Consider the following 26,810-nt stretch of genomic DNA (forward strand, 5'->3'; position numbering starts at 1 on the left):
GTTATGGACGACAAGCCCGCACGACGAATCGCGCACGCCCGCGCCGAGGAGATCCTCGATTTCTTCGGCAAATGCCGAGCGTGCGGATATCCCGCTTACGCGGAGAGCACCACGTTGCGCTACGACAACGGCGACTTGGAGACCAAGATCATCGCCAGCTGCGCCCTGCCCTGCGGCTGGACCGGCGAGGTCTCCGCCACACCGATGACCGGCGCGGCCGCTCGTCCACGCACGTGAGCGAACTCAGGCCGCGCTCGAAACGAGTTCTTCCGGGCCGAGCGCGCGTTCGCGCAGGTCTTTGAGAATCCTGGCGAGAATGCGCGACACCTGCATCTGGGACACACCCAGCTCTTCGGCGATCTGACTCTGGGTCCGCGACTCGTAGAAGCGCATGACCAGCACCTGCCGATCGCGCGGCGGCAACTCGGCGATGAGCGGACGCACGGCCATCGCCTGCTCCAGCAGGTCGTAGCACGGCTCCTCGGAGCCCAGCGTGTCGGCGAGCGACTGCGGCGCACCGTCGCCCTCCTCTCGGCCTGCCGCGTCCAGCGAATTGGCCTGATAGGCGTTGCCCGCGATGAGCGCCTGCGTGACCTCGCCCAGGTCGACGTCCAACTCCTCGGCGATCTCCCTGGCCGTCGGCATCCGGCCGAGGCGATGCGACAACGTCTCGGTGGCCGGGCCGACGCGCAGCTGGATCTCCTTGAGCCTGCGCGGCACTCGCAACGACCACGTGTTGTCGCGGAAATGCCTGCGCACCTCGCCCATGATGGTGGGGACCGCGAATCCGAGGAAGGAACTGCCGCGCGAGACATCGAAACGGTCCACCGCGAGCACCAGCCCGACCCGGGCGATCTGCAGCAGGTCCTCGTAGTTCTCGCCGCGGCCGGAGAACTTCCTGGCGATGTGCTCGGCGAGCGGAAGACACCGCCGGGTCACCTCCTCGCGCAGCGCCGCGCGGTGCGGATCCCCCTCGTCCATCGCGGCCATCTTCTCGAACCACGGCTCGATGTTGTCGTAGCTGTCGCCCCCGCGGGTGCGCCTCGCCGTGTCATTTCCGTCGGTCGTGAACTCACGTTTCATCAAATGGTCCTCGTTCCCAACTGAATTCGATAACGGTCGGGTACCCGCCGACTTCGGAATCAAAAGGGTCACGGGAAATTGATAGGGATCGGGTGAGCATGCGCACCAGTTCCCAGCTCAACGGATCGCTGCGGAGCTCGCCGCCGACCACGGCGACGGCGTCGACACGCACGCTCATCCGGCCGAGGCCGTAGGTGAACGCGCAGCCGAGCATCGAGCCCGGCATGGCGTCCGCCAGCAGCATCGTGACCGCCTCGTTGATCGCCAAGCGGATGTCCGAGGCGGCGTCGAGCGGAACCTCGGCGACCAGGCACACGGTGTCGGTCATCGCGCGGATCAAGGCGAGGTGTCGCGCGTCGGCGGGGATCCGCACCGTGACCGTGGCGGTCTCCGTGGCGGGCGCGCCGAACGCGCACGTGATCACCCGCATCACACCGTGGCGAGCTGCGCTTGCCACATCCAGTGCAACTGCTCCAGCCGCGCCGCGATCGCCAGGAACAGATCCTGGGTCACCGGATCGGCCTTCTCGGTCGCCGCGATGCGTTCACGCAGCCGCTTGATCACGGCGGCGAGGTTGCCGACGATCGTGTCGATGACGTCGGTGTCCTGTTGCCAGCCCTCGCCGATGCCGATCGCGCCGGAATCCTTGGCCACGCTCGCGGCGCGCCCGTCCGGGCTGACTCCCACGGCGGTGGCGCGTTCCGCGGCCGAGTCCGTGAACTCCCGTGCCACGGTCACCAATTCATCCAGCGCCAGGTGCACCGACCGGAAGTTGGTGCCGATCACGTTCCAGTGCGCCTGCTTCGCGATCAGCGACAGGTCGATCAGGTCGACCACCGTCGCCTGGAGAGTTTCGCCCGCGATGCGCTGCTGCTCCGGGTCCAAAGTACTGGTGATGGGTTGCGACATGCGCTGAACCTTTCTGCCATCGATCGGGACACCGACGGTCTACCCAGCTCTGCGGCGATAAACCCCCCGGTAGCTTCCGCGGCCGGACGAAACGGGGTGTGCGCCCCGGCCCCTCGCCGGTCGCGCAGCGGCCAGAAAGAGCACGAGAACGGCGGTGACCGCCAGCTCGGCGGGCGTACCGTCATCCGCCCCGGAATGAGCGAGCACCCACAGATTTTTGCCATATCGGCAACTATTGTTGCTGACTTGACCGGTTTCCGGGCACCGTGAGGTATGACCGAGAAAGAGCACACGGACGTGGCGGCCGGCCCATCGGCGACGCCGACTCCGGCACGGGCGCGCCGGGATACCGAGCAGTTCTCCGCCGACGTCGAGCGAGCGAACTGCGAACGAGTACTCGGCGCTCGACGGCACGGCATGGATTCGCTGCTGCCGCCTCCGCAGGGCTGACCGGTTCCGGACTCCTGCTGCACTATGGTGTGATCCACACAACACGGGGAGGCGCGGTATGCCGGAACGGACAGCCACGCCCTTACGGGCGGCCACGATGCCCGACTTCGCCGATCGGATCTCGACACCGAGCTACGATCGATCCCGGATCACCACCGGCATAGTGCATTTCGGCGTCGGCGGCTTCCATCGAGCGCACCAGGCGATGTACGTCGACCGATTGCTCGAACGCGGCCTCGGGGACGAGTGGGGTATCTGCGGAGTCGGCGTGCTGCCCGGCGATCGACGCATGCGCGACGTGCTGCGGGCGCAGGACGGCTTGTACACGCTGTCGACGGTCGCGCCGGACGGCACGTGGACCACGCGCGCGATCGGCTCGCTGGTCGACTACCGGTACGCGCCGGACGATCCCGGGACCGTCGTGGCGAAGCTCGCCGCTGCGTCGACCCGGATCGTCTCACTGACCATCACCGAAGGTGGCTACCACATCGCCGCCGCTACCGGGGAATTCGACCCGGATGACCCCGGAATTCGCGCCGATCTCGCCGGGAACGCTCCGCCCGGTACCGTTTTCGGGCTCGTCACCGAGGCGCTGGCCCGCCGCCGATCCCGCGATATCGCGCCGTTCACCGTGCTGTCCTGCGACAACATCGAGGGCAACGGGAACGTCGCGCGCCGGATGTTCGGCGCGTTCGCCGCGCTGCGCGATCCGGAGCTCGGAGCCTGGGTGACGGAGCAGGTGCGCTTCCCGAATTCCATGGTGGACCGGATCACCCCGGTGACCCCGCCCGGAGCGACCGGCGAGATCGAGCGGCGCTACGGGCTCACCGACCGCTGGCCGGTGGTCGCCGAGCCATTCGCGCAGTGGGTGCTGGAGGATTCGTTCGGACTCGGCCGTCCGGCCTTCGAAGAGGTGGGCGTGCAGGTCGTCGCCGACGTCACTCCCTACGAACTGATGAAGCTTCGGTTGCTGAACGCGAGCCACCAGGCGCTGTGCTATTTCGCGTACCTGAGCGGCTATCGGCTGGTGCACGAAGCGGCACAGGATCCGGTCTTCCGGCGGTTCCTGACCCGCTACATGGACGCCGAGGCGACGCCGACGCTGCGCGCGGTCCCCGGGGTCGACCTGGGCGACTACAAGCGGACGCTGCTCGACCGGTTCGCCAATCCCGCGATCGGCGACACCATCGCCCGGCTGTGCGCGGAATCCTCCGACCGGATCCCGAAGTGGCTGCTTCCGGTTGTCCGGGCGCAGCTCGGCAGCGGCGGCCCGATCGACTGCGCGGCGGCGGTCGTCGCCAGCTGGGCACGCTATGCCGAGGGCGTGGACGAGCACGGGCACCCGATCGAGGTCGTTGACCGGCTCCGCGACCGGCTGGTCCCCCTCGCGCGGCGGCAGCGCGAGCAGCCCACCGCTTTCCTCGGCGAGCGATCCTTGTTCGGTGACCTGGTCGACAACCCCCGGTTCGTGACCGCGTATCTGGCGGCTCTGGACAGCCTGCGCACCAGGGGCGCGCACGCGACCGTCGAACAGTTGGCCGGTTAGCGCGGGGTGACGCGGGCGACCGCCCGGCAGTCCGCGCCGACCGCGAACCACACGTCCAGGCTCGAGTCGGTCCGTCGGGCGACGAGCTCGACGTCCTCGCCGCATCGCACCGGTTTCCCGTACTCGACCACCACACGGTGCGGACCCGATTTCAGTTCGGCGTAGTCGGCCAGGACTTCTTCGAGCGCGGTGAGGTAGACCGCGTTGTTCATATGGTCGAGCAGGTCTATGTCGGTGGCCCGTAGCGGGAAGGGCCGAATCTGCACCCCGGGCTCGCCCGCCGCGGGCATGGGATCGGTGAGCTCGGCTTTCCAGCGGAGCCGGTGCTCGGTCGTACAGGCCAGCATGGGGGCGAGGAACCGGTCGCTCATCCGCGCGGGTACGCCCGATTCGGTGCCGAAATGGATCAGGAAGCTCTCGGTCTCCACCAGCCCACCAGCGCTGCCGCCGATCTGGACCCGCATCGTGCACCACCGGGTCGACGTCGCCGAAGGCCATCGCCGCAACGTCGCCGACTCGCCGAATCCGAGCGGTTTGAGCGCGTCGATCACCGTCCTGCGGATCACCCACAGGCGATGGATATCGCCGTCCTCGAGGACCTCGAGATGGTCGTAGCCGACGTCCTGCAGATAGCGCGCGACACCGTCGAGTCGCAGGCGCTGGTCACGATCGGTGTCGGCGAGGCGCACGGGCCATCCCGTCTCGAACGGAGTCAGGACGGCCGGCGGTTCCGGCAGCACGCTGGGAATGCCCATGCCCGGATGATGCCAGCTATTTGCCACAGTTGTGGGCAGCACTGCCCATATCGTCATCTACACGAGAAGATGTCGCGTTTTATTAGGCATTTTGACCGGATTATCGACCATCTACGTTCGCCCGCTAACAATTAGCTTTCATTCGCCATGGTGGGTTGCCCTCGCACCCGTCGTCGCCTATTTCTTCGAACGATCCCGCTTCTCCCGCACCCGCACCGAGATGCGGACCGGCGAGCCGTCGAAACCGAACTCCTCGCGCAACCTGCGCTCCAGGAAGCGCCGGTAGCCTGCCTCCAGGAAGCCGGTGGTGAACAGCACGAACGTGGGCGGCCTGGTGGTCGCCTGGGTGGCGAACAGCACGCGGGGCAGCCTGCCGCCGCGCATCGGCGGCGGGGTCGCGGCGATCACTTCCTTCAGCCAGGTGTTGAGCCTGCCCGTCGGAATGCGCTTGTCCCAGGACTCGAGCGCGGTCTCCATCGCGGGCACCAGCTTCTGCACCGCGCGGCCGGTGTGCGCGGAGATGTTCACTCGCTGCGCCCACGGCACCCGGACCAGCTCGCGGTCGACCTCACGCTCCAGTTGCAGCCGACGATCCTCGTCGACCAGGTCCCACTTGTTGAACGCCAGCACCAACGCCCGCCCGGAATCGGCGACCAGGCTGATCACCCGCAGATCCTGTTCTGTGATCGGCTGCGAGGCGTCGACCAGCATGATCGCCACCTCCGATGCCTCCAGCGCCGACTTGGTGCGCAGCGAGGCGTAGAACTCGGTGCCGCTGGCATTGGACACCTTGCGGCGCAACCCGGCGGTATCGATGAACTTCCAGACCTTGCCGCCCAGTTCGACGAGGGAGTCGACCGGGTCGACCGTGGTGCCCGCGACATCGTGCACCACGGAGCGCTCGTCGTTCGCCAGCTTGTTGAGCAGGCTCGACTTGCCGACGTTCGGCTTGCCGACCAGCGCCACGCGACGCGGGCCGACGCCGCCGGTTCCCTCGCGCGGAGTCTCGGGAAGCACCTCGAGCACGTCGTCGAGCAAGTCGCCGGTGCCACGGCCGTGGGCGGCGCTGACCATGCGCGGCTCGCCGAGTCCCAGCGACCACAGCGCCGCCGCTTCCGCTTCCACCCGCTGGTCGTCGACCTTGTTGGCGACCAGGATCACCGGGACGGCGGAGCGGCGCAGCTTCTTCACGGCCGCCTCGTCGGTGGCGGTGGCGCCCACCACCGCGTCGACCACGAGCAGGATCGCGTCGGCGGTGTGCATGGCCAGTTCGGCCTGGCGGGCCACCGATTGCTGCAGGCCCTTCGCGTCGGGCTCCCAGCCGCCGGTGTCCTGGACCAGGAAACGCCGACCCGCCCAGTTCGCCTCGTAGGACACGCGGTCGCGGGTCACGCCAGGAATGTCCTCCACGACCGCCTCGCGGCGGCCGAGGATGCGGTTCACCAGCGTCGACTTGCCCACGTTCGGGCGGCCGACCACGGCCAGCGTCGGCATCGCGACGTGCGCCGCGTCCTCGAATTCGCCCTCCAGGTCGGCGAGTTCCCAGTCGGCTTCGTCGCTCCAGACGCCGTCGCCTGCGAGTACGTCCCCACTCATCGGTCCCCTCCGGCTCCACACGTCGAGACCTGCTGCGCGACAACGCGATACAGCTCGTCGATAACCTCGTCCATGGACAGTTCGCTGGTGTCTACCGGTACCGCGTCCTCGGCGGGGCGCAGCGGGGACACCTTGCGGGTCGAGTCGAGGGTGTCGCGGCGCTGCACGTCGGCGAGCACGCCCGCGTAGTCGTCGCCCCTGCCCTCGGCGATGTTCTGCTGATTGCGCCGGTGCGCCCGCGCCTCGGCGGACGCGGTCAGGTAGATCTTGGCGTCGGCGGCGGGCAGCACGACGGTGCCGATGTCGCGTCCCTCCACCACGATCCGCCCCGCGGCCGCCGTGATGTCGCGCTGCATGGCGACGAGCAGCTCACGCACCTCGGGCACCGCGGAGACCGCCGAAACCGCCTTGGTGACCGCGTCGCCGCGAATCTCCGACCGTACATCCTCGCCGTCCAGCTCGATCACCTCGCGGCTGGGATCGGTGCCGATGGACAGCGGCAGCTCCTTGACCGCGGCGCCGATGGCCGCGGAGTCGGTCAGTTCGATGCCCGCCCGCAGCACGCGCAGCGTCGCCACCCGGTACATCGCGCCGGTGTCGAGGTACCTGGCGCCGAGCCGGGTGGCCAGGCGCCGGGACACGCTGGACTTCCCGGTACCCGACGGCCCGTCCATGGCGACCACCAGCGGGCTCGGGCCGGCCAACCGCGCCGGCGCCTGCACCGGGATCTCCACACCGTTCACAACGACACCGCCTCGTAGAGTTTGCCGATTTCATCGCGGCCGAGTACGCGCAGCGTGCCGGGCCGCTGGTCGCCCAGCGCGACCGGGCCGATATGAGTGCGGACCAGCCGGATGACCGGATGACCCACCGCGTCGAGCAGGCGGCGCACGATGTGCTTGCGCCCTTCGTGCAACACCACCTTCACCAGAGAACGTCCCTCCCCCAGCTCGAGCACCTGGAAACGGTCCACCTTGGCGGGACCGTCCTCCAGCTCCAAGCCTTCCTTCAACCGCTTGCCGACCGCGCGATTGTTGACCTCGCCGTGCACCGTCGCCAGATAGGTCTTGGAGACCTCGAAGGACGGGTGCATCAGCCGATGCGCCAGATCGCCGTCGTTGGTGAGCAGCAGCAGGCCCTCGGTGTCGGCGTCGAGTCGCCCGACATGGAACAGCCGCTGACCCGCGGCGATACGCTCGGCCACGATGTCACCGACGCAGGGGCGCCCCAGATCGTCGGACATGGTGGACTGCCAGCCCTTGGGCTTGTTCAGCGCGACGTGCACCAGTTCCTCGCGCACCACCACGCGCGTGCCGTCGACGCGCACCACCGCGTGCTGCGGGTCGATACGCAGGCCCTGCTCGCGCACGATCATGCCGTCGACCTCGACGCGGCCCTGCGCGATCATCTCCTCGGCGGCCCGGCGCGAGGCCACGCCCGCCTTGGCGAGAACCTTCTGCAACCGCTCCCCCTCGCCCCACGGGAGCTTGGTGTGACCGCCGGACGAGTCCGGCTCCACGTTCTGGTGGCGCGCGGGCTTGGCGTTGCTCAGCAGCGGCGGCGGCGCGACCTGCCGCTGCGGCTTGGGCTTCTTCTTGCTCGCGGCCGCGTGCCGCTGCGGGTTCGGAACCGGGGCGGATCCGCGTCGGTCCGCTCGGCCCCCGCCGCCCTGCTGGGCGCCGCGGGCGGCGATACCCCGTTGGGCCGAACGAGCGTCGCGTGAGCTGGAGTTGCGGCTCGCGCCGCCTCGTTCGGGCTGTGCGCCGCGTTTCCTACGATCCGGTGTGCCATCTCGGCGAGCGGGCGTATTCATGGTGTCCTGTCATTCTTCGGTGCCGAGGTCCAAATCGGCCTCGGCGGGTTTCCTCAACCTGGTGTACCGGGGGTCCGTCTCCAGGCTCTCGTTGATCTCGTCGATCAGGTCGACGCCCGGAAGCAGGGGCGCCAGGGGTGGCAGATCGCTCAGCGAAGCGAGTCCGATCCGTTCCAGGAACAGCTCGGTGGTGCGGTACAGCGTCCCGTTGGTCTCCGGGTCCACGCCTGCCTCGGCGATCAGACCCCTGGCCAGCAGGGTGCGCATCACCCCGTCGACGTTCACGCCGCGCACCGCGCTGACCCTGGTCCTGGTCACCGGCTGACGGTATGCCACCACCGCCAGCGTCTCCAAGGCCGCCCGGGTCAGTTTCGATCGGGAGCCGTCGAGCAGCATCCGCTCCACATACGGCGCGTACTCGCTGCGAGTATAGAAGCGCCAGCCGTCACCGACGAAACGCAGATCTATCCCACTGGATCGCGCCGACAGCTCAGCGGACATTTCACGCAGGGTCCGCTCGACGCGTTCGGTGCTGTCGCCCAGTGCGGCCGCGAGCTGGTCTACCGGCGCGGGAACGTCCACGACCAGCAGCATGGCCTCCAGCGCCGAACGAAAATCGGCGTCCGCGAGCGGTTCGGGGGTGAGTTCCACCACTGCCTCACTCACGACCGCGCCTCACCGGAGTTCGCCTCCGCCGTGCGCGAACGCGCGCTGTGCTCGCTCACCCGTAGTCCTCCTCGATAGTCACGGTGTCCACCTGTTGCGCGGCCTCGTCGCCGATCCAGCTGACCGCCAAGGGACCGAGCGGATCGGGCTGATCGAACTCGATCGTCTTGCCGCGATACAGCTCGAGCAGCGCCAGGAAGCGGGCGACGATCTGGACCGGTACCTCACAGTCGGCGACCAGCTCGCCGAAGGATGTCCACGCACCCGCACCACGCTGTTTGAGCCGCTCCAGCACCAGTGCCGCCTGCTCGGCCACCGAGATCGCGTGCGTGTGCAAGTGGTCGAGCCCGACCTTGGGTACCGGACGGGGCCGGAAGGCCGCCGCGGCGATCGCGGCGAACTCGGCCGCCCCGACACCAAGCCTAACCTCGGGCAGCAGACCGGCGTAGCGCTCCTCCAGGCCGACCGCGCGCGGATAGCGGCGCAGCGCGGCCGCCTCCAGTTCGCCGAGCAGTTCGGCGACCTGCTTGAACGCGCGATACTGCAGCAGCCGGGCGAACAGCAGGTCGCGCGCCTCGAGCAGTTCGAGGTCCTCGGCGTCGGTCATCTCGCCGGACGGCAGCAGGCGCGCCGCCTTCAGATCGAGCAAGGTGGCGGCGACGACCAGGAATTCCGTGGTCTGGTCCAGGATCTTGTCCGCGCGCAAGGTGTTCTGCCGCGCCATGTTCGCGGTCAGCGCCTTGGTGTAGGCGATGAACTCGTCGGTGACCTTGTGCAACGCCACCTCGGTGACGTCCAGCTTGCGCGAACTGATCAGGGTGAGCAGCAGGTCGAACGGCCCCTCGAAGTTGCTGAGTCGCAGCCGGAATCCGGACGCGTGCGGCTCGGCCGTCGGCTGTTCTTTCGCCTCCGACGTGCCGGGCGAGGGATCGGATGCGTCCGATGTGTCCGGCGGAAAGCCAGAGGCGTCCGACCCGCCGGGCGTAGCCGACGGACGGCCACGTGCATCCGGCACGTCTGACGAACGGCCCGGTGCGTCCGGCACGTCAGCGGGCCGATCGCCCACTGTCTCGGAGTCCTCCCGCGCGACATCCTCGGTGGGCTGCGTGGATGGTTTCGGAGACGGTTCGTCCGCGCTGTCCCGTGCCGGGGAGGCCTCCACCTCCGGTGCGGGCCGAGGCGTGGCGCCTCCGACGACGGCCGGGTTCGCGCGCCGGGGGGCAGCGTCCCGGCCTGCGGCGATGAATGCGGCGGCCGCGTTGCCGAGTGCGGGACCCCGCCCAGGGCCGGCCGGGTCCGGCCCACGAGAATCGGACGCGCGGTCGTCCGGCGTGGATGTCGATCCCGCCGCGGAAGACCCTTGGCCGGACGGGTTGTGGTGGGACGCAGACGAAGGGTCCGAGTGGCCGGTCACCGGCCGGATCGGTGGATGACTTCCCGAGCCATCGACCGATACGCCTCGGCGCCACTGGATTTCGGCGCCCACGTGGTGATCGGCTCGCCCGCGACGCTGGCGTCCGGGAAACGGACGGTGCGCGCGATGGCGGTGTCGTAGACCAGGTCACCGAACACCTCGACGACCCGCGCCATGACCTGGCGGGAATGCAGCAGTCGAGAGTCGAACATGGTGACCACTATTCCGTACAGGCTCAACCGCGGATTCAACCGGTCCCGCACCTTCTCGACGGTGTCGTTGAGCAGCGCGAGCCCGCGCAGCGAGAAGTACTCGCATTCCATCGGGATGATCACGCCGTCCGAGCAGGCCAAGGCGTTGACCGTGAGCAGACCGAGCGAAGGCTGGCAGTCGATGAGGATGTAGTCGTAGCGGTTGCGGATCGGCTCCAGCGCGCGGCCGAGCGACTGTTCCCGGCCCACTTCGTTGACCAACTGGATCTCGGCGGCGGAAAGGTCGATATTGCTTGGCAGCAGGTCCATGTTCGGGACCCTGGTCTGCATCAGCACGTCGTCGATCGACACCTTGGAACCGATGAGCAGGTTGTGCACGGTCAGGTCGAGATCGTGGTGGGCGACGCCGAGACCCGCCGACAGCGCGCCCTGCGGGTCCAGGTCGACGAGCAGGACGCGACGTCCGTATTCGGCCAGTGCGGCACCGAGATTGATGGTGGAGGTGGTCTTGCCGACGCCGCCCTTCTGGTTGCACATGGCCACGATCAGCGCGTCACCGTGCTGGCCGACCGGCGGCGGGTCCGGCACCAGCCGCAACGGCCGTCCGGTCGGGCCGAGCGTCGCGTCCTCCGGGACCGGCTCCACTCCATGGCCCCACAGCGTTTCCGCCGCGGCGTCCGAGTACGGACCCGGTCGCGAGCCCGTAAGCGGCTCCGCCCCAGCACCCATCGGCGGCTCTGCCGCGCCGGCTGTCGTCACGATCCGCTGCTCCTTATACGTCCTTGCCGGTTGCCTCGCCGAGCGTAGCGAGGCCGATCGGTGCCGACCTCGCTTTCGTGCGGTCCAGCTCTCGATAGACGCTACCGCTTGACGGCACTCGAGTGCCGCGCCTGCGCGCGGCGTGTTCGTGCCGCGCTGGTCAGCGCCACTGCGGTCCGCCATCGAAATGAACGTCGAACCGGTCGTGCAACTCGTTCATGCTGTCCCAGTCCGCCTCCCCGCGCGCGATCCGGCCGAGTTGCCGGAAGTACTCGAAGCGGACGATACCGGGTGTGAGCACAGCCAGAAACTCGGCGGGCCCTTCGGCGGTGGCCCCGAAGGCGTGCACCGTGCCCGGCGGAACCACCACCAGACCACCTTCGCTCACCGCGGTTCTGGCGCCGTCGACGAGAAAATCTATTGTGCCGCCCAGCACATAGAAGATCTCGGTCGACTTCGTGTGATGGTGCGGCCGGGTGCCGTCCGCACCCGCGGCCAGGGTCAGCCGATTGGCGCCGAAGAGCCCTTCGGAGTTCTCGCTGTCCTCCAACAGCCGGAAGGAGCCGCCGCCGGGCAACGGAATCGCCTCGACATCGGACTCGTGGACGATGAAAGACTTTGCCATGCAATTCACCTCGCGTTGTGGTCGGGAACCGAGCCGTCGGTGACAGCACCGCGCTCACCCGGCGAACCAGCACAACCGGACTACAGTCCACTTTGTTCCGTCACATCGCGCACGCGAAGTTCCCGACGCGTGCAACGGATTACCGGGCGCGGGGATGCGCGGTGGCCCAGACCTCGCGCAGGGTGTTGACCGTCACCAAGGTGTAGATCTGGGTCGTGGTCACCGAGGCGTGGCCCAGCAATTCCTGCACCACCCGCACATCGGCGCCGCCGTCGAGCAGATGGGTGGCGAAGGAATGGCGCAGGGTGTGCGGTGACACCGCCGCCGCGATGCCCGCGCGTTCGGCGGCGGTGTGCAGGACCTGCCAGGCACTCTGCCGGGACAGCCGGGCGCCGCGTACATTCAGGAACAGGGCTCCCGCGTTGGCTTTTCCGCGTGCGGCGAGCACGGGCCTTCCCCGCACCAGATACGCGTCCACGGCGGCGAGCGCGGGCCGCCCGATCGGCACAAGACGCTGTTTCCCGCCCTTGCCGCGCAGGACGACCGCCCGTTCCTCGATGTCGAGATCATCGACGTCCAGCCCGACCGTTTCCGAGATCCTGGCGCCGGTGGAATACAGCAATTCAAGCAGCGCGCGGTCACGCAGGCCGCGTGGTCCGCCGTCTACGCCCGCAGCGGGATCGCCTTGGCCGCCGCCCGCCGCCTCCAGCAGTTTCAGCACCTGGTCGTAGGGCAGCGCCTTGGGCAACCTGCGCCCCGGCGCGGGCGGCTTCACCGCGTGCGCCACATCGGTGTCGGTCAAACCCTCCGCGGCGGCGAAGCGATGCCAGCCGCGCACCGCGATCAGCGCGCGGGCCACCGAACTCGCCGCCAGCGGCGGGTGCCCGGGACCGCCCGAGCGCAGCGCCATGGTGAACTCCGCGACGTCGGACTCGTCGACCCGGTCGAGCGAGCCGATGCCGCGCCCGGTCAGGAAGTCCAGATACCGACCGAGATCACGCCGGTAGGCGTTCAGGGTGTTGCGCGCGACGCCGCGCTCGACGGTGAGGTGGTCGAGATAGGTGTCGAGCTCGCGACCGAGCACCTCCGGTCAGTCTTCGGACTTCTGGGCCGCCTTGCGGCGGAGGAAATTCGTCGGCTGCCCGTCCCATGGCGCGTCCGGCGGCCGCGGTTCGATGCCGTCCGCCCGCGCGGCCGCCAGGGCGAGCACGCCGGCGACCGCGGTGGCGTTGACGATCTCCCCGCTCAACGCCGCGCGGACCGCCGCGTCGACCGGCATGCGGACCACTTCCAGGTCCGCCTCCTCGAATTCCGGCTCCGGACGATCGGTTTCGTACAACCCGCGAGCCAGGTAGATCCGCAACGCTTCGTCGGTGAACCCGGGCGAAAGCGCCACGTCCACCAGGACCGCCCATTCCCGGGCCGCCAGCCCGGTCTCCTCGGCCAGCTCACGACGCGCCGCGAGCAGCGGGTCCTCCCCGGGCACGTCGAGCAACCCGGCGGGCAGTTCGAGCAGCCGCCTGCCGATCGGATGGCGGTACTGGTTGATCAGCACCACGTTGCCGTCGTCGTCGATCGCGGCGACCGCGACGGCGCCGTGGTGCTCGATCACCTCGCGCTCGACGACTCGGCCACCCGGCATCCGCACCTGGTCGAGCCGCAACGCGAGGATCGCGCCGCTGTAGACGGTTCTGCTGGATTCGATCTCGAAGTCGTGGCTGCCCGGCTCGGCAGCGCCCCCGTTGGTCATGCCACTACGCCTGTTCCGCCGCACCCGCCAGTTCTTCGCCCGGAATGTCCACCGGAAGTCGTTCGGCCGCTTTGTATTTCAGCGCCGCCGAGATGAGCGCCGCGAACAGCGGATGCGGGCGGGTCGGCCGGCTCTTCAATTCAGGGTGCGCCTGCGTGGCGACGAAGAACGGATGCACGTCGGCGGGCAGCTCGACGAACTCGACCAGGTGCCCGTCCGGCGAGGTGCCGCTGAACTTCAAGCCGCTCTCGGCGACCTTGTCGCGATAGGCGTTGTTCACCTCGTAACGGTGGCGATGACGCTCGGAGACGTGCTCGCTGCCGTAGGCCTGGGCGACGACCGAGCCCTTCTCCAAGGTCGCCGGGTAGGCGCCGAGCCGCATGGTGCCGCCGAGGTCGGCCTCACCTGCCACGGCCTGCTCCTGGTCGGCCATGGTGGAGATGACGGGGTGCGGCGTGTCCGGTTCGAATTCGGCCGAGTTGGCCTCCGCCAGCCCCACCGTGCGCGCCGCCTCGATCACGACGCACTGCAATCCGAGACACAAGCCGAGCAGCGGAATGCCGCGGGTACGCGCGTAGTGGATCGCGCCGACCTTGCCCTCGATGCCGCGGATGCCGAAGCCGCCGGGAATCAGCACGGCGTCCACGTCGCGCAGCGCGTGCTGCGCGCCCGCGGGAGTCTCGCACTCGTCGGAGGGCACCCAGCGGATGTTCACTTTGGCCCGCGAGGCGAACCCGCCCGCGCGCAGCGCCTCGGTGACCGAGAGGTACGCGTCGGGCAGATCGACGTACTTACCGACCAGCGCGACCTCGACCGTCTCGCGCGGCGCGTGCACCCGGTCGAGCAGGTCGCCCCACACCGTCCAGTCCACGTCGCGGAACGGCAGGCCCAGCCTGCGCACCACGTAGGCGTCCAGGCCCTCCCGGTGCAGCACCCGCGGGATGTCGTAGATCGACCGCGCGTCCGGCGTGGAGATGCAGGCGTCGACCTCGACGTCGCACATCAGCGCGATCTTGCTCTTCAGCCCCTGCGGGACCTCACGGTCGCAGCGCAGGATCAGCGCGTCGGGCTGGATGCCGATATTGCGCAGCGCCGCCACCGAGTGCTGAGTCGGCTTGGTCTTCAGCTCCCCGGAGGGCGCCAGGTAGGGCACCAACGAGACGTGCAGGAAGAAGACGTTGTCCCGGCCGACGTCGTGGCGGATCTGGCGGGCGGCCTCCAGGAACGGCTGCGACTCGATGTCGCCGACGGTGCCGCCGATCTCGGTGATCACCACGTCCGGCGTCTGGCCCTGCAGATCCGGGCCGCGCATCGCGAGGATCCGGCTCTTGATCTCGTCGGTGATGTGCGGGATCACCTGCACCGTGTCGCCGAGATACTCGCCGCGGCGCTCCTTGGCGATGACCGACGAATAGATTTGCCCGGTGGTCACGTTCGCGTCGCGGGACAGGTCCCGATCGAGGAAGCGCTCGTAGTGGCCGACGTCCAGGTCGGTCTCCGCGCCGTCCTCCGTCACGAACACCTCGCCGTGCTGGAAGGGGTTCATCGTGCCGGGATCGACGTTCAGATACGGGTCGAGTTTCTGCATCGTGACGCGCAGCCCACGCGCCGTCAGCAGCTGACCGAGGCTGGAGGCGGTAAGACCTTTACCCAATGAGGAGGCGACACCACCGCTGACGAAGATGTGCTTCGTGTCCGTTCGCGCCTGAATCCGTGTTTGACCCACGGGTCTTCACGGTAACACGAATCCGCCCGTCCGTTCGAATGCCACGCGCGTTTGCCCGCCGATCGCGGGACATCGATCAGAGCCCGCGCGGCCGGACTGTGGGGCACGTCTCGTCGCGGTAGCGGACGTGCGGAGGAAGCGGGTGCCGCGACGCCCGTGACAGCGATCGGTCCGGGCCCGGCGTGCGCATCCTCCAGTTGCCCGACGACAGTCTTTTGGCTGGTCAGCCAGGCACGACGGCCAGGGTGAGCGAGGCGGCCTCGGCGCCGGTGCCGTAGCGTCCGGCGCCCCCGTTGAGCTGTTCGGTGAGCGCGAGCGCGGTGGTGACCCGGCCGAGTTCCCGCTCGACATTGTCGACGGTGCTCACCTGCGCCGCGAGCGCCGCGTCGGAGCGGACCACGGCGATCGGCCCCTGCCCGTCGGCAGCGCCCGCGCGACCGGCGAGCACCACTCCCGCGCCCCGGCCGCGCAGAGCGCCCGCGAAGCGCGCGGTATTCGAGCCGACGCCGTCCCGGGCCGCGGCGGCGCCATCGCCGGTGATCACGACCGCGAGCTGCGCGGGTCGCACCGGCGTGTCACCGTAGGCGAGGAAGCCGCCGCCGCGCAGGGTCTCCAGAACCAGCCCGAGTTCCTCCGGGGTGCTCCGGGTTTGCCCGTTGGCCGGATCGAGCAGCAGTACCAGGCCGAGCAGATCACCGGCCATGCTGCCCTGATCCACCGCGCCGGTACGCAGCTGCGCCCCGGCCGGGATGACGTTCGTGACGGCCGTGCGCATCCGATCGCCTTCGCTGCCGTCGGCGAACGCCTCGGTGAGCGCGATCCGTCCCGTGACGCCCGCGCCCGCGGCCGCGAGCGCTCTGGTCACCGCGTCGACGTCCCCTGGATCGGCGTCCGGGGTCGTGAACACGACGACACTGCGGTCGGCCAGCGCACCGCCGAGAATGCGGCCCGACGAACCGGCGATGAACCGGTCGGCGGCCGTGGTCTGCTCGTCGAGCAGGCGGTTCCGCTCGGTCAGTGCATCGACCTGCTGCCGCAGGTCGGCCTTGTCCGCCCGCAAGCCCGACAGCAGATCCGCCGCGAGCGTCTGGGATCCGAGCACCACACCGATCGCGAGCGCGAGAAAGATCGCGACGATCGAGATGGCGTGCTGGCGCATCGAAATCATCGTTCTCCTCAGAATTCTCGAGCTCCGACTTGCCCCTGCGCCCACCGCGCGAAGCGGTTCCAGTTGTCCACACCCCAGTCCAGGACGTCGCCGCCGCTGTTGGACGCCAGCAACACGACGATCACCGCGACCAGCGCGGCGAGCACCACCAGCGCGACGGCGACTCCGGACACGCGGTTGCGGTACAAGGTGGCCACCGCCTTGGCGTCCATCAGCTTCGTGCCCACCTTGAGCCGAGTCAGGAAGGTGGCCGGATTGCTGTCGCGGCGGCCCCGGTCGAAGAAGTCGTCGAGCGAGGCGGGCGCTCCCGCGGTGACGATCAGCGCGGCTTCGTGATGCTCGGCCAGCAGCAGCGCAAGATCGGCGGGCGAACCGGAAGACGGGAAGGTCGTCGCGCCGATGCCGAGGTCCTGGATGCGTTCGAGGCCCTTGGCGTGACCATCGGTGTCGGCGGGCAGGATCACCTCGGCGCCGCACTTCATCGTCGCGGTGGTGATCTCCTCCGGATCGCCCACGATGACGTCGGGCCGGTATCCACGCCTGCGCAGAGTGTCCGCGCCGCGCCCCACCCCGATCAGGATGGGGGCGTATTCCTTGATGAACGGCTTGAGCCGTTGCAGATCCTCCGCGTGGTCCGGTCCGTCGGCGACGACCACCACGTGCCGTTGCTTCATCACCAGATCCAGTTCCGGGACGCCGAACCCGTCGATGAGCAGCGCGCTCTCGGTCCGGATGAACTCGATGGTGTTGCCCGCGAAGGCCTCGAGGTGATCGGCCAGACCGTTGCGCGCCTCGATCATCCGCTCCGCGATGGCAGGCCCGGTGAGCTCGATGCCCTCGACGAGCACCTCGGGTTCCTTCTTGATCAGCCGATCGGCGTAGACCACGCCACCGTCGACGCGGACCTTGACACCGTCTTTGATCCGCTTGAACGCATCCGAACTCACCGTGTCCAGCAGCAGGATCCCATGGGACACGAGTGCCTCGGGGCCCAGGTTGGGGTAACGGCCGGAGATGGACGGCGAGGTATTGATCACCGCGCCGACGCGTGCCTCGACCAGCCGGTCGGCGGTCATCCGATCGAGGTCCATCTCGTCGAGGACGACGATGTCGCCCGGCCCGACCCGGCCGAGCAGCCGCCGGGTGTCGCGATCCACCCGGGCCGTCCCGATCAGACCAGGAAGCGTTTCGGTGTTTCTCGACAACAGCGCCGGCATCTTCATGCAGCGATGATGACCGCAAACCCTCAACCATTGGTGGAGGCGCGCCGTCTCACACAGCCCCATTCGATATCACGCTATGTACTGGCAATCCCATTTCGCCGACAACACCGCCGTCACTCGATTCACGAAATAATCCCTGCATTTGTGTAGTAAGGCAGCGAATTATCCACAAACTGCCGAAGGTCTACCATCAGGCAACCCCCCACCAATCGACCCAGTCAGCAATCGAGTTGCGAATCCCGCTTCGAGTCACACTGACGGCGCGGCACAGTGCGATTCCAGTACATAGCGAATAGCTCGCTACTCATCACCGGAAGCGATCTGATGCGGAGCGACTTCGCCAGCACGCGAGGACTCACCGCGCCCATCGCTGCGGCGGAGTTCGCGCCTCGATCACCGGTCAGCACCACTTCGCCTGCGGACGGCACACAGTCCAGCCACTGCCGTCCGGGCGTTGGGTGCGAGACCAGGCCGTTTCGCCAGCGCCGTCGCTCGCGCCACTTTCGTCGGGTCGCGGCATGTTCTGCCGGTGATACTCACGCAGGGCATGCTGATGCTCGTTCTGTCGCAGCGGATTCGGGTCGGAGTGTCGGTATCCGAACGGATCGATCTTGTGCCACCCCGTCGAGTCGCCGTGCGAACCCGAACGCCCTGAGTGGTCGGAGCGCGACAAGGACTCCGCGGCAGCGCCGCCCGCCGCGGCGACCGTTCCGGCGGCGAGGCCGGCGACGAGCAGGGCGAATGCGCCCTTCTTCGGCCTTTCCCGGCCACCTCCGGTCGCCGAGCCGCGACGACCCGGTTCCCCCGTCGCGATCGTCACCGTAGGAACACTGCGCATGATGGCCCCTTTGCCTCGGCGCTTCCCATGTTCAGCGGAATTCACCCGCCGTTCACTTACTGACTTCAATAGTAGATTACTAAACAGACATTACGGACAAGGATTCGCTCGACATCTGCACCAGACGCGAAAATCCTTGATACACAACCTTTTGACCGCAGCGGACTACCCATCGCTCCGGGGCCACCCTCGGGTCCGGCAACCGAGATCCGCATCCGTGACTAGACATTTCACGGACATCACCAGTAGATCTGACCGGTTATGCGCTCGACGCCCGTCGTCACAGCGCATCGACTCGGACACTTCGCGCCCCGGCGGCAGCGGCGCGGAACACCGGCCACCCGAACGGCTCGCCGCCGATTGTGATGCGGACGACACGATCGCCGAGCCGCGCCCGCTGTACCTATATGCTGCCCGTCACACGTAACTGGAAGAGGAGAATTCATGGCCAGCACCACCGTCGACGCCGTCATCGCCGCCCCGCGTGAGGTCGTGTACCGGCTCTTCGCCGACCGCGAGAGCATAAGCCCCTACGTTCCGGTGCAGGTCAAGCTGGTCAAACCCGGCCTGACCGAGCGGGAGGGCGTCGGCGCGCAGCACCTGATCGGCCTCGGCCCGGTCGGTGTCACGGAGGAGATCACCAAGCTCGTGCCAGGTGAGCGAATGGAGTACAAGATCGTCAAGGGCGCGCCGGTGAAGCGGCACGTCGGCATCGTCACCTTCGCCGACGCCGACAACGGCACTCTCGTCTCCTACACGATGGAGTCCGATCCGTCGCTTCCGGTGCCGGCCAAGGTGCTCGAGTTCGGTTTGAAGAACCTGATCGGCCAGTTCATCAAGGGCGCGCAGAAAGCGGTGCGCTGACCCGCGCGCTCAGCGCGTGGCCACCTCGGCGCCCGCTTTCTCGGCGCGCGCCGTCGCCAGCAGTTCCTCCGCGTGTGCCCGGCCGGTCTCGGTGTCGTCGAGACCGGCCAGCATGCGCGCCAGTTCCACCACCCGCTCGTCGTTGGTGAGCGCACGGACGCCACTGTTGACAGTGCCCTTGCCGTCGTCGGATTTGTCGACCACCAGGTGGGTGTCGGCGAACGCCGCCACCTGCGGCAGATGGGTCACCACGATCACCTGGTGGGTACGCGCCAGCCGGGCCAGCCTGCGGCCGATCTCCACCGCGGCTCGCCCGCCGACGCCCGCGTCGACCTCGTCGAACACCATCGTCGCTCCATGCTCGGACCCAGCGAGCACCACCTCCAGCGCCAGCATCACCCGGGACAGCTCACCGCCGGACGCGCTCTTGCTCAACGGCAACGACTGCGCGCCCGAATGCGCGGCCAGCCGGAACTCGGCCTCATCGACGCCTGTGGACCCCGCGTGCAATTCCTTGCCGTCGACAGTGAGCGGCGCCGAGTCCTGCGCGCCCGCGAGCATCGGCCGCACCTCGACCTCCAGACGCGCCTTGCCCATGGCGAGACCACCCAGCTCGGCACTCACCGCGGTCGCGAGCTTGCCCGCCGCCTTGGTCCGCGCGGCGCTCAGCTTCTTCGCCGCCTCCCGCACCCGTTCCGCGGCGGTGTCCACCTCGGCGGCCAGCTTGGCCAGCGCCTCCTCGGAAACGTCCAGCGAGCCGAGCCGGGTGCGCGCCTCCTGCGCCCAAGCCAGTACGCCATCGATGTCCGGCGCGTACTTCCGGGTCAGTGTCTTCAATTCCGCCTGGCGGGTGAGCAGCGAATCCAGCGCACCCGGGTCCGAAGGCAGGTCCGAGAGATACCCGCTCAGCTCGGTGGTCACGTCGACCACCACGGCGATGGCGTCGGCCAGGCGCGGCGCGAGCGCGACCAGCGCCGGATCGTCGGCGGCTTCGATGCGGGCACGCGCGGCGCCGAGCGCCTCCAGCGCGCCGGAACCGTCCTCGGGCGCGTCGGCGGGCCCGGCCAGCGCGCCGTGCGCGGTGGCCGCCGCCTCCCGCAGCGAGTCCAGATCGCTGAGCCTGCGCACCTCGTCGACGATGCGCACGTCCTCGCCGGGTTCCGGCGCGATGGCGTCGATTTCGTTCAACGAGTGCTCGAGTCGCTCGGCCTCGAGGGCCAGTTCCCGGCTGCGAGCCGTCCGTTCGAGCAGTTCGGTGCGGGCGTCGAGCCACGATCGGCGCAGCACCTGGTATTTCCGCAGCAGCGTACCCACCGCGTCGCCCGCGAACTGGTCCAGCGCCGACAACTGCTGGTCGGGGCGCTGCAAACGCAGCTGATCGTTCTGACCGTGCACGGTCAGCAGGGGGGCGGTGAAATCGGCCAGCACCGAGGCTGGGACGCCGCGGCCACCGAGATGCGCACGCGAGCGTCCGTCGCTGCCGACCGTGCGGATCGCGATGACGCTGCCGTCGTCGTCCTGCTCGGCCGCGGCCGCCTCCAGTACCCGCGCGACCTCCGCGCGGGCGGCGTCGTTGACGTCGTCGATGGTGAACCGGCCCTCGACCACGGCACGGGACGCGCCGAGCCGGACCCGGCCCGCGTCCGCGCGCGCACCGCTGAGCAGATGCAGGCTGGTCACCACCATCGTCTTGCCCGCGCCGGTCTCGCCGGTCAGGCAGGTCAGTCCCGCGTGGAACTGCGCGGTCGCCGTGGAAATGACGCCAAGCCCGTCAATCCTGATCTCTGTCAGCACTTGTGCTCTCCGTTCGCCGTCGGCCACGCCAGCCTGTCACGGGCAATTGGAACTTGCGCACCATCCGGTCGGCGAACGGTGCGGAGTCCAGCCGCACCCAGCGCACCGGTCGAGCGCCGCGAACCGCTTCGACCCGTCCACCGCTGGGCAGTGCGAGCGTGCGCCTGCCGTCCAGGAAAACTATCGCATCGTGTCCGGTCGCCACGGACTCGACCGCGATCCGGGAATCCGGGCTGGTCACCAGCGGTCGCGCGAACAGGGCATGGGCATTGCTCGGAATCACCAGCAACGCTTCCAGTTCCGGCCACACCACCGGGCCGCCCGCGGAGAAGGCGTAGGCGGTCGATCCGGTCGGTGTGGAGATGAGGATGCCGTCACAGCCGAACGACGAGACCGGGCGCCCGTCGACTTCCAGCACCACTTCCAGAACCCCCATGCGCGAAGCGTTCTCGATGCTCGCCTCGTTCAGCGCCCATCCGCTGTCGACGACCTCGTCCTCGATCCGCACGGTGACGTCGATGGTCATCCGGTGCTCGATCGTGTAATCACGTCGGACCACCTGCGCGAGCGCCTCGTCCAGGTGCTCGGCCTCGGCCTCGGTGAGAAACCCGATGCGGCCGAGATTGATCCCGAGCACCGGCACCCCGGCCGGGCGCGCCAACTCGGCGGCACGCAGGAACGTACCGTCGCCGCCGAGCACGAGCACCATCTCGCAGCCGACCGCCGCCTCAGCGCTGTGCTCGACCACGCGCACCGGAAAACCGCCCGGCTCGGACTCGAACCGCGTGCTGTCCGCTTCGTCGGCGAGTACACGCAGGCAGATGCCCGCGTCGGCGAAGATCTTCGCCACCCGGTGGGCGGTTTCGATGATCTCCGCGCGACCGGGATGCGACACCAGCAAGATCTCCCGGCCGCAGGGCTCGGCCAGCGCGTTCACTGTGGACCCTCCTCAACCGCACGCTCGACCAGCGCGGCGACCTGCTCACCGTCGTATTCGAACGGCCCGTCGGTACGCAACCACAAGAAGTATTCGACATTGCCGGACGGGCCCGGCAGCGGGCTCGCCACGACACCGGCGGTACGCATGCCCAGTTCCGCGGCCGCGGCCGCCACCGTGCGCACCGCCTCGGCGCGCAACGCGGGATCACGCACCACGCCGCCCGAACCGACCCGCTCCTTGCCGACTTCGAATTGCGGTTTCACCATGGGCAGCAGGTCGGCGCCCGGCGCGGCGCACGCGGCCAGCGCGGGCAGCACCAGGCTCAGCGAGATGAACGACAGGTCGCCCACCACCATTTCGACCGTGCCGCCGATGGTTTCGGGCGTCAGGTTGCGCACGTTGGTCCGATCGAACACCCGGACCCGCTCGTCGTTGCGCAGGCGCCAGACCAGCTGGCCGTAGCCGACGTCGACCGCGAGGACCTCCCGCGCCTCCCGTGCCAGCAGCACGTCGGTGAAACCGCCGGTCGAGGCGCCCGCGTCCAGACAGCGCTTACCCGCTACGGACAACCCGTCCTGCTCGAACCGCTCCAGCGCCCCGAGCAGTTTGTGCGCACCGCGCGAGGCCCACGACACCTCGTCGGGCTCGTCGCGGACCACCAGCGGGGTGCCCGTCTCGACGGCGGTCGCCGGCTTCACCGCGACCGTTCCAGCTATCAGGACGCGGCCCGCGCCGATCAGCTCGACCGCGTGTTCTCGCGATCTCGCCAACCCGCGGCGAACCAGTTCCGCGTCCACCCGCGCGCGCCTGGCCACCTCAGATCTTGTCCACCGTGGCCAAGGCCTGTACCAGCACGTCATGTGCCTGCTCCAGGATGCGAGCGCGACGGGTGATGTCGACTCCGGCTTCGGCGCTGTCGGTCGCGACTCCGCTTCGGCCGGGGAAGTCGAGTTCGGCGAGCAGGCTGTCGACCTCGCCGCGAATTCGATCCGGATCGGCAGGCTCCGGGCGCCCTTGCGCACCCGGCAGGTGCTGACCGGGCAGTGGGGCCCCTGGGCGGGGACCCGGTGCACCGGCGCCCGTACCGGGGCCGTGCGGACGAGGCGTTGGAGTAGTCATCGTGGCGTCAACGCTATCGGATTTCCGAATCGGACGCGCGGACCGTCACAGCTCGCCCCGGGTTGCGCTGAAGCATCTCACCGAGATCGGCTTCCGGCTCGGCGGCAACGACCGCGTGGTTGAGGGCGTCGAGCGAGTCGGCGACATATGTCGGGATCTGCCCGTCCGGGGCTTTCCGGAGTTCGTCCAGCGTGCTGACACCGGTGAGCACAAGCAACGAGTCCAGACCGACACGGTTGGCGCCCTCGATATCGGTGTCGAGACGGTCGCCCACCACCAGAGCGGAGCGGGAACCGGCCCGGACGAGCGCGTCCTCCAGCAGCGGCGCATACGGTTTGCCCGCGACGATCGGCTCCCGATCGGAGGCGGCGCGCAACGCCGCGACCATCGCACCGTTACCGGGCGCGAGGCCGCGTTCGTTGGGCAGGGTCCGGTCGGTGTTGGCCGCGATCCACAGTGCGTCCGCGCGCAGGGCGTAGGCGGCTTCGGCGAGGTCCGGCCAAGAAGTGTGGGGTGAATGTCCTTGCACCACAGCGGCGGGCGCGTCCCCGTCGAAGCGCCGGATCGGCCGAAGTCCGACGCCGTCCACCTCGGCGGCCAGGTCGTCGGTGCCGACCACCAGCACGTGCGCACCCGGGTCGAGCCGCTCGGCCAACAGCCGCGCCGCTGCCTGGGCGCTGGTCACCACGTCGTCGGTGGATGCGGGAAACCCGAGTTCGGACAGATGCGCGGCCACCACCTGCGGTCCGCGGCTGGCGTTGTTGGTGACGTACACCAGCCGCTGGTCCGCCTGCCCGTCCGCCGCCAGCGCTTCCGGCGCCCCTTCGATCACCGCGTGACCGCGATACAACGTGCCGTCCAGATCCAGCAGCAGGGCTCGGTAGCGCTCTCGTAGTCGCTTCACACCACTCTCACTCCCTGTCACCGATCGGCACCGTGCCGACGCATCACCGCCGGACCCGCGGTCCGCCGAGTCCGAGACACCGACACTACGCCAGCGAGCGGACCGGAAAGACGTGGCGTCAGCCACTCCCGCAGCGTCGGATCACATACCCCGACGGCGGTTTCCGACCAGCGGCCACGTCCTCGGTATGCCCGCGTCCGCCGGGCAATTCGCTCCGGACTCGGTATCACCGGGAGCGACCCGGACACGGGGTGAGGTCATGCAGTCGAAATCGCCTCAGCGCGATGCCGACAGGCTGCACAACCCCGCATGCGCAGTGTTCTTCCGGTGACGATCGCGGCAGGGGGAGCGGGTCGTCGCGGCCCGGCGACCAGAGGCAGCCGGGAAAAGTCGAAGCAGGGGGCATCCGCGCTGCTCATCGCCGGACTCGCCGCAGGAACGGTCGCCGCGTCCGACAGAGGGCGCATTCGGACGGCCCACGATCCGCCTCGACCGGGCCGAGTCCCGGCGACGACCTCGCGGGACCGGCACAGCATGGGCAACACACCTTCCGGACACCACAGCGCCTCGGGTTGCCCGTAATCCACGAGATGAGCCTGCCGGTTTCTCCGATCGAGACCGCGCCGCACCCGATCCGCCACGACAGACCGCGGAGGCCAACCCATCTCCCCGGGACCGAATCGCGGTGATGACCTCGCGGGACCGGCACAGCATGGGCAACACAGCTTCCGGACACCACAGCGTCTCCGGTTGCCCGTAATCCACGAGGTGGGCCTATATGCTCGGCAACTCCGCCATGACGCGCCGCCGAGGGTAGCCCGCCTCCGTGGCTGCGATCGCAGGTTCAGATGTCGGTGTCGCCCGTGAGTTCGGCGGCGCGTTCTTCGGCGTCCGTCTCCGCGTCCAAATCTGCGGAGGCGGCGTTCAGGAACCAGGTAAGGCCCTCGTCGGTTCGGCCGGCGGCGACCAAGGCGTCGGCGTAGGCGTAGAAGAGGCGGGCCGCGGCCGAGCCCGTCCGAGACGGGTCCAGATCAGAGGTCTGGAGGGTCACGACGGCCTGGTCGTACTGGCCCAGGTCCATGCGCGCGCCTGCCACGACGATGCGCAGTTCGGCGGCATCGTCTCCGCGCAGGGCGCGCGCCTCGTCACTGCGACCGAGCTCGATCGCGCGCTCGGGACGCCCCAGGCCGCGCTCGCAGTCGGCCATGACCGCGAGCAGTCCCGAACCACCGGACATCCGGCGCGCGGTACGCAACTCCGACAAGGCCTCCGCCCATTCACCGGCGTGGTAGGCCACCACTCCCGCGGTCTCGCGCACGACCGCGATCCGCCCGGCACGCTGCCGTGCAGCCCTGGCATGCGCGAGAGCGAGCCCGGGATCGTCATCGAGCAGCCGCACCGCCATCACCAGGTGCCGGGCGACCGTCTCCGCATTGCCTTTGTCCAAGCTGAGCAGATCCCGCCGCACGGCGGGGTCGAGATCGGTCGCTTGCACCTCTTCCGGCAGATCGGGTTCTTCCGGCCGCGGCGGGCGGCGGTCGAGCGAACGGCCTCCGCCGACACGAGCGCCTTCGCCGCCCCGGCGGCGTTCCTGCGGCGCCTCACCACGCGGTGCCGATGCCTCGCGGCCCACGTCGCGCCGACCTTCCCGGTCCGGTCCCTGGCGACGGCGATCGTCGTCACGGCGCTGGAAACCGGACTCACCACGCCGTCCGGCGTCGCCGCGATCCTCGAAGTCGCCACGCCGCTTGAACGCACCCCGCTCGCCCGTTTCGCCGCGGCGGGCATCACCTCGATCGCCGAAATCGTCACGGCGACGGTCGGATCCACCGCGCGGGGAATCACCACGACGGAATCCGCCGCGACTACCCGAATCACCGCCAGGGCGGAAGCCACCCCGCGATTCATCGCGCCGCTCTTCGGAATCACTCCGGCGTTTGAAGCCACCGCGCTCACCGGAATCCTCGTACCGCTTTGAGCCACCGCGGTCGCCCGGACCGCCTCGACCGGCGGCGCCACGGCCCGTGGGCTCGTCCCGGCGCTGGAAACTCCCGCGCCTGGGCGGCGCGTCACCACCGCGACGAAAACCACCGGTGTCACCAGGCCGGTCGCCGGAGTCCCTGCGTCCGAATCCGCCGCGCTCGCCGCCGCGCTTGTCGTGACCTCCGCTGTCCCCGCGACGATCGGACCCGCCGGAATTGTCTCGGCGCTGGAACCCGCCTCGGTCGGACGAACCCTCTCGTGCACCGTAACCGCCCGAATCACCGCGGCGGCCGTAGCCGCCGCGTTCCCCGGAGTCACTTCGACGGTTGGATCCCCCACTGCGGCGGCCCGCGTCCTGGCTGTCGCCTCGCCGGCCGGACCCGGAATCGGGAGCGCCGCGCCGGAAGGGCTTCCGATCGTCGTTTTGTTCCGGCACGGTGCTCCCTTTCTGTTTCGAAAAGTCGATATTGCCCACAGATTCAATCACGTACCAACGGTGGGGCGCGGGCACGGCGGCTTCGCCGACGCTCCATCAGGTGCTCAAACGACGATAGGGGACCCAGAGTCTGGGTCCCCTATCGTGAAAGGATGTTCCGGCGGTGTCCTACTCTCCCACACCCTGTCGAGTGCAGTACCATCGGCGCTGGCAGGCTTAGCTTCCGGGTTCGGAATG

General features: G+C 69.0%; 26 protein-coding genes and 1 pseudogene. 4 read left to right on the forward strand and 23 right to left on the reverse strand.

The window, feature by feature from the left end; all coding sequences use genetic code 11:
- Positions 1-3 precede the first annotated feature (3 nt).
- Entirely contained in the window at positions 4-237 is a 234-nt protein-coding gene (locus tag ACIHAX_RS33970) for a hypothetical protein (protein WP_355080757.1), read from the forward strand.
- A gap of 6 nt (positions 238-243) precedes the next feature.
- On the opposite strand, the gene ACIHAX_RS33975 is transcribed toward ACIHAX_RS33970, so the two are convergent.
- From ACIHAX_RS33975 to ACIHAX_RS33985, 3 genes are read right to left on the reverse strand one after another with little or no spacing between them, the layout of a single operon-like run.
- On the reverse strand, positions 244-1,083 hold the full coding sequence (locus tag ACIHAX_RS33975; protein WP_355080756.1) for an RNA polymerase sigma factor SigF: 840 nt from the start codon (positions 1,081-1,083) through the stop codon (positions 244-246).
- Positions 1,073-1,513 carry an anti-sigma factor gene (locus ACIHAX_RS33980; RefSeq protein ID WP_397281708.1) on the reverse strand — a complete coding sequence of 147 codons (441 nt, stop codon included), beginning with the start codon at positions 1,511-1,513 and terminating at the stop codon, positions 1,073-1,075. The genes ACIHAX_RS33975 and ACIHAX_RS33980 overlap by 11 nt, the downstream gene beginning before the upstream one ends.
- Positions 1,513-1,992: a DNA starvation/stationary phase protection protein gene (locus ACIHAX_RS33985; protein ID WP_364438596.1), complete on the reverse strand. Its 480-nt coding sequence runs from the start codon at positions 1,990-1,992 to the stop codon at positions 1,513-1,515. Before ACIHAX_RS33985 ends, ACIHAX_RS33980 begins: the two co-directional genes overlap by 1 nt.
- Positions 1,993-2,265: 273 nt before the next feature.
- Here ACIHAX_RS33985 and ACIHAX_RS33990 point away from each other — a divergent pair, with 273 nt between their 5' ends.
- Entirely contained in the window at positions 2,266-2,442 is a 177-nt protein-coding gene (locus tag ACIHAX_RS33990; protein WP_364438599.1) for a hypothetical protein, read from the forward strand.
- Positions 2,443-2,539: 97 nt separating this feature from the next.
- On the forward strand, positions 2,540-3,988 hold the full coding sequence (locus tag ACIHAX_RS33995; protein ID WP_397281727.1) for a mannitol dehydrogenase family protein: 1,449 nt from the start codon (positions 2,540-2,542) through the stop codon (positions 3,986-3,988).
- Here ACIHAX_RS33995 and ACIHAX_RS34000 read toward each other — a convergent pair.
- From ACIHAX_RS34000 to ACIHAX_RS34065, 14 genes are all read right to left on the reverse strand, one after another.
- Positions 3,985-4,800, reverse strand: coding sequence for an acyl-ACP thioesterase domain-containing protein (locus ACIHAX_RS34000; protein ID WP_356969778.1), 816 nt, complete (start codon positions 4,798-4,800; stop codon positions 3,985-3,987). The genes ACIHAX_RS33995 and ACIHAX_RS34000 overlap by 4 nt on opposite strands.
- A gap of 120 nt (positions 4,801-4,920) precedes the next feature.
- Positions 4,921-6,339 (reverse strand): ribosome biogenesis GTPase Der, encoded by a 1,419-nt coding sequence (gene der / locus ACIHAX_RS34005; RefSeq protein ID WP_355080744.1) that lies wholly within the window; start codon positions 6,337-6,339, stop codon positions 4,921-4,923.
- Positions 6,336-7,013: a (d)CMP kinase gene (gene cmk / locus ACIHAX_RS34010; protein ID WP_355080779.1), complete on the reverse strand. Its 678-nt coding sequence runs from the start codon at positions 7,011-7,013 to the stop codon at positions 6,336-6,338. The genes der and cmk overlap by 4 nt, the downstream gene beginning before the upstream one ends.
- A 65-nt stretch (positions 7,014-7,078) precedes the next feature.
- Positions 7,079-8,152, reverse strand: coding sequence for a pseudouridine synthase (locus ACIHAX_RS34015; RefSeq protein WP_355080742.1), 1,074 nt, complete (start codon positions 8,150-8,152; stop codon positions 7,079-7,081).
- A 9-nt stretch (positions 8,153-8,161) separates the two neighbouring features.
- The gene (gene scpB / locus ACIHAX_RS34020; protein WP_355080740.1) at positions 8,162-8,818 is read right to left on the reverse strand and encodes an SMC-Scp complex subunit ScpB; all 657 of its coding nucleotides are present in this window, start codon (positions 8,816-8,818) and stop codon (positions 8,162-8,164) included.
- A 55-nt stretch (positions 8,819-8,873) separates the two neighbouring features.
- Positions 8,874-9,680, reverse strand: a complete 807-nt coding sequence (locus tag ACIHAX_RS34025) for a segregation/condensation protein A (protein ID WP_355080777.1) — start codon at positions 9,678-9,680, stop codon at positions 8,874-8,876.
- A gap of 548 nt (positions 9,681-10,228) precedes the next feature.
- On the reverse strand, positions 10,229-11,173 hold the full coding sequence (locus tag ACIHAX_RS34030) for a ParA family protein (RefSeq protein ID WP_379256306.1): 945 nt from the start codon (positions 11,171-11,173) through the stop codon (positions 10,229-10,231).
- A gap of 190 nt (positions 11,174-11,363) precedes the next feature.
- Positions 11,364-11,828 (reverse strand): cupin domain-containing protein, encoded by a 465-nt coding sequence (locus tag ACIHAX_RS34035; RefSeq protein WP_397281712.1) that lies wholly within the window; start codon positions 11,826-11,828, stop codon positions 11,364-11,366.
- Between the two features lie 139 nt (positions 11,829-11,967).
- The gene (gene xerD, locus ACIHAX_RS34040; RefSeq protein ID WP_364438607.1) at positions 11,968-12,912 is read right to left on the reverse strand and encodes a site-specific tyrosine recombinase XerD; all 945 of its coding nucleotides are present in this window, start codon (positions 12,910-12,912) and stop codon (positions 11,968-11,970) included.
- 6 nt (positions 12,913-12,918) lie between these two features.
- Positions 12,919-13,578 carry an NUDIX hydrolase gene (locus ACIHAX_RS34045; RefSeq protein WP_355080733.1) on the reverse strand — a complete coding sequence of 220 codons (660 nt, stop codon included), beginning with the start codon at positions 13,576-13,578 and terminating at the stop codon, positions 12,919-12,921.
- Between the two features lie 4 nt (positions 13,579-13,582).
- On the reverse strand, positions 13,583-15,304 hold the full coding sequence (locus ACIHAX_RS34050; RefSeq protein ID WP_355080731.1) for a CTP synthase: 1,722 nt from the start codon (positions 15,302-15,304) through the stop codon (positions 13,583-13,585).
- A gap of 223 nt (positions 15,305-15,527) precedes the next feature.
- Complete coding sequence (locus tag ACIHAX_RS34055) at positions 15,528-16,472, reverse strand: copper transporter (RefSeq protein ID WP_397281715.1); 945 nt, start codon at positions 16,470-16,472, stop codon at positions 15,528-15,530.
- Positions 16,473-16,480: 8 nt separating this feature from the next.
- The gene (steA, locus tag ACIHAX_RS34060) at positions 16,481-17,695 is read right to left on the reverse strand and encodes a putative cytokinetic ring protein SteA (RefSeq protein WP_355080727.1); all 1,215 of its coding nucleotides are present in this window, start codon (positions 17,693-17,695) and stop codon (positions 16,481-16,483) included.
- 400 nt (positions 17,696-18,095) lie between these two features.
- Positions 18,096-18,533: a hypothetical protein gene (locus tag ACIHAX_RS34065; protein WP_397281718.1), complete on the reverse strand. Its 438-nt coding sequence runs from the start codon at positions 18,531-18,533 to the stop codon at positions 18,096-18,098.
- A 444-nt stretch (positions 18,534-18,977) separates the two neighbouring features.
- On the opposite strand from ACIHAX_RS34065, the gene ACIHAX_RS34070 reads away from it, so the two are divergent.
- Entirely contained in the window at positions 18,978-19,397 is a 420-nt protein-coding gene (locus ACIHAX_RS34070; RefSeq protein WP_397281720.1) for an SRPBCC family protein, read from the forward strand.
- 9 nt (positions 19,398-19,406) lie between these two features.
- Here the strand turns inward: ACIHAX_RS34070 and recN are convergent, their stop codons facing one another.
- From recN to ACIHAX_RS34100, 6 genes and pseudogenes are all read right to left on the reverse strand, one after another.
- Complete coding sequence (gene recN, locus ACIHAX_RS34075; protein WP_397281722.1) at positions 19,407-21,191, reverse strand: DNA repair protein RecN; 1,785 nt, start codon at positions 21,189-21,191, stop codon at positions 19,407-19,409.
- Entirely contained in the window at positions 21,169-22,128 is a 960-nt protein-coding gene (locus tag ACIHAX_RS34080) for an NAD kinase (protein ID WP_355080722.1), read from the reverse strand. Before ACIHAX_RS34080 ends, recN begins: the two co-directional genes overlap by 23 nt.
- On the reverse strand, positions 22,125-22,946 hold the full coding sequence (locus ACIHAX_RS34085) for a TlyA family RNA methyltransferase (protein WP_355080720.1): 822 nt from the start codon (positions 22,944-22,946) through the stop codon (positions 22,125-22,127). Before ACIHAX_RS34085 ends, ACIHAX_RS34080 begins: the two co-directional genes overlap by 4 nt.
- 1 nt (position 22,947) lies before the next feature.
- Positions 22,948-23,250 carry a hypothetical protein gene (locus ACIHAX_RS34090; RefSeq protein WP_355080718.1) on the reverse strand — a complete coding sequence of 101 codons (303 nt, stop codon included), beginning with the start codon at positions 23,248-23,250 and terminating at the stop codon, positions 22,948-22,950.
- A gap of 13 nt (positions 23,251-23,263) precedes the next feature.
- Positions 23,264-24,154 carry an HAD-IIA family hydrolase gene (locus tag ACIHAX_RS34095; RefSeq protein WP_355080717.1) on the reverse strand — a complete coding sequence of 297 codons (891 nt, stop codon included), beginning with the start codon at positions 24,152-24,154 and terminating at the stop codon, positions 23,264-23,266.
- A gap of 844 nt (positions 24,155-24,998) precedes the next feature.
- Positions 24,999-26,063, reverse strand: a pseudogene (locus tag ACIHAX_RS34100) (tetratricopeptide repeat protein); the annotation flags it as partial.
- Between the last annotated feature and the right edge of the window lie 747 nt (positions 26,064-26,810).

It is taken from the genome of Nocardia sp. NPDC051929, from assembly GCF_044548645.1.
Taxonomy (GTDB): Bacteria; Actinomycetota; Actinomycetes; order Mycobacteriales; family Mycobacteriaceae; genus Nocardia; species Nocardia sichangensis.

Excerpts from the sequence above, each read along its gene's own strand:
- ACIHAX_RS33970 (WP_355080757.1), top strand. The coding sequence starts at position 4 with ATGGACGACAAGCCCGCACGACGAATCGCGCACGCCCGCGCCGAGGAG.
- ACIHAX_RS33975 (WP_355080756.1), bottom strand. The coding sequence starts at position 1,083 with ATGAAACGTGAGTTCACGACCGACGGAAATGACACGGCGAGGCGCACC.
- ACIHAX_RS33980 (WP_397281708.1), bottom strand. The coding sequence starts at position 1,513 with ATGCGGGTGATCACGTGCGCGTTCGGCGCGCCCGCCACGGAGACCGCC.
- ACIHAX_RS33985 (WP_364438596.1), bottom strand. The coding sequence starts at position 1,992 with ATGTCGCAACCCATCACCAGTACTTTGGACCCGGAGCAGCAGCGCATC.
- ACIHAX_RS33990 (WP_364438599.1), top strand. The coding sequence starts at position 2,266 with ATGACCGAGAAAGAGCACACGGACGTGGCGGCCGGCCCATCGGCGACG.
- ACIHAX_RS33995 (WP_397281727.1), top strand. The coding sequence starts at position 2,540 with ATGCCCGACTTCGCCGATCGGATCTCGACACCGAGCTACGATCGATCC.
- ACIHAX_RS34000 (WP_356969778.1), bottom strand. The coding sequence starts at position 4,800 with ATGACGATATGGGCAGTGCTGCCCACAACTGTGGCAAATAGCTGGCAT.
- der (WP_355080744.1), bottom strand. The coding sequence starts at position 6,339 with ATGAGTGGGGACGTACTCGCAGGCGACGGCGTCTGGAGCGACGAAGCC.
- cmk (WP_355080779.1), bottom strand. The coding sequence starts at position 7,013 with ATGGACGGGCCGTCGGGTACCGGGAAGTCCAGCGTGTCCCGGCGCCTG.
- ACIHAX_RS34015 (WP_355080742.1), bottom strand. The coding sequence starts at position 8,152 with ATGAATACGCCCGCTCGCCGAGATGGCACACCGGATCGTAGGAAACGC.
- ACIHAX_RS34030 (WP_379256306.1), bottom strand. The coding sequence starts at position 11,173 with ATGGGTGCTGGGGCGGAGCCGCTTACGGGCTCGCGACCGGGTCCGTAC.
- ACIHAX_RS34035 (WP_397281712.1), bottom strand. The coding sequence starts at position 11,828 with ATGGCAAAGTCTTTCATCGTCCACGAGTCCGATGTCGAGGCGATTCCG.
- ACIHAX_RS34045 (WP_355080733.1), bottom strand. The coding sequence starts at position 13,578 with ATGACCAACGGGGGCGCTGCCGAGCCGGGCAGCCACGACTTCGAGATC.
- ACIHAX_RS34055 (WP_397281715.1), bottom strand. The coding sequence starts at position 16,472 with ATGATTTCGATGCGCCAGCACGCCATCTCGATCGTCGCGATCTTTCTC.
- steA (WP_355080727.1), bottom strand. The coding sequence starts at position 17,695 with ATGAAGATGCCGGCGCTGTTGTCGAGAAACACCGAAACGCTTCCTGGT.
- ACIHAX_RS34065 (WP_397281718.1), bottom strand. The coding sequence starts at position 18,533 with ATGCGCAGTGTTCCTACGGTGACGATCGCGACGGGGGAACCGGGTCGT.
- ACIHAX_RS34070 (WP_397281720.1), top strand. The coding sequence starts at position 18,978 with ATGGCCAGCACCACCGTCGACGCCGTCATCGCCGCCCCGCGTGAGGTC.
- ACIHAX_RS34090 (WP_355080718.1), bottom strand. The coding sequence starts at position 23,250 with ATGACTACTCCAACGCCTCGTCCGCACGGCCCCGGTACGGGCGCCGGT.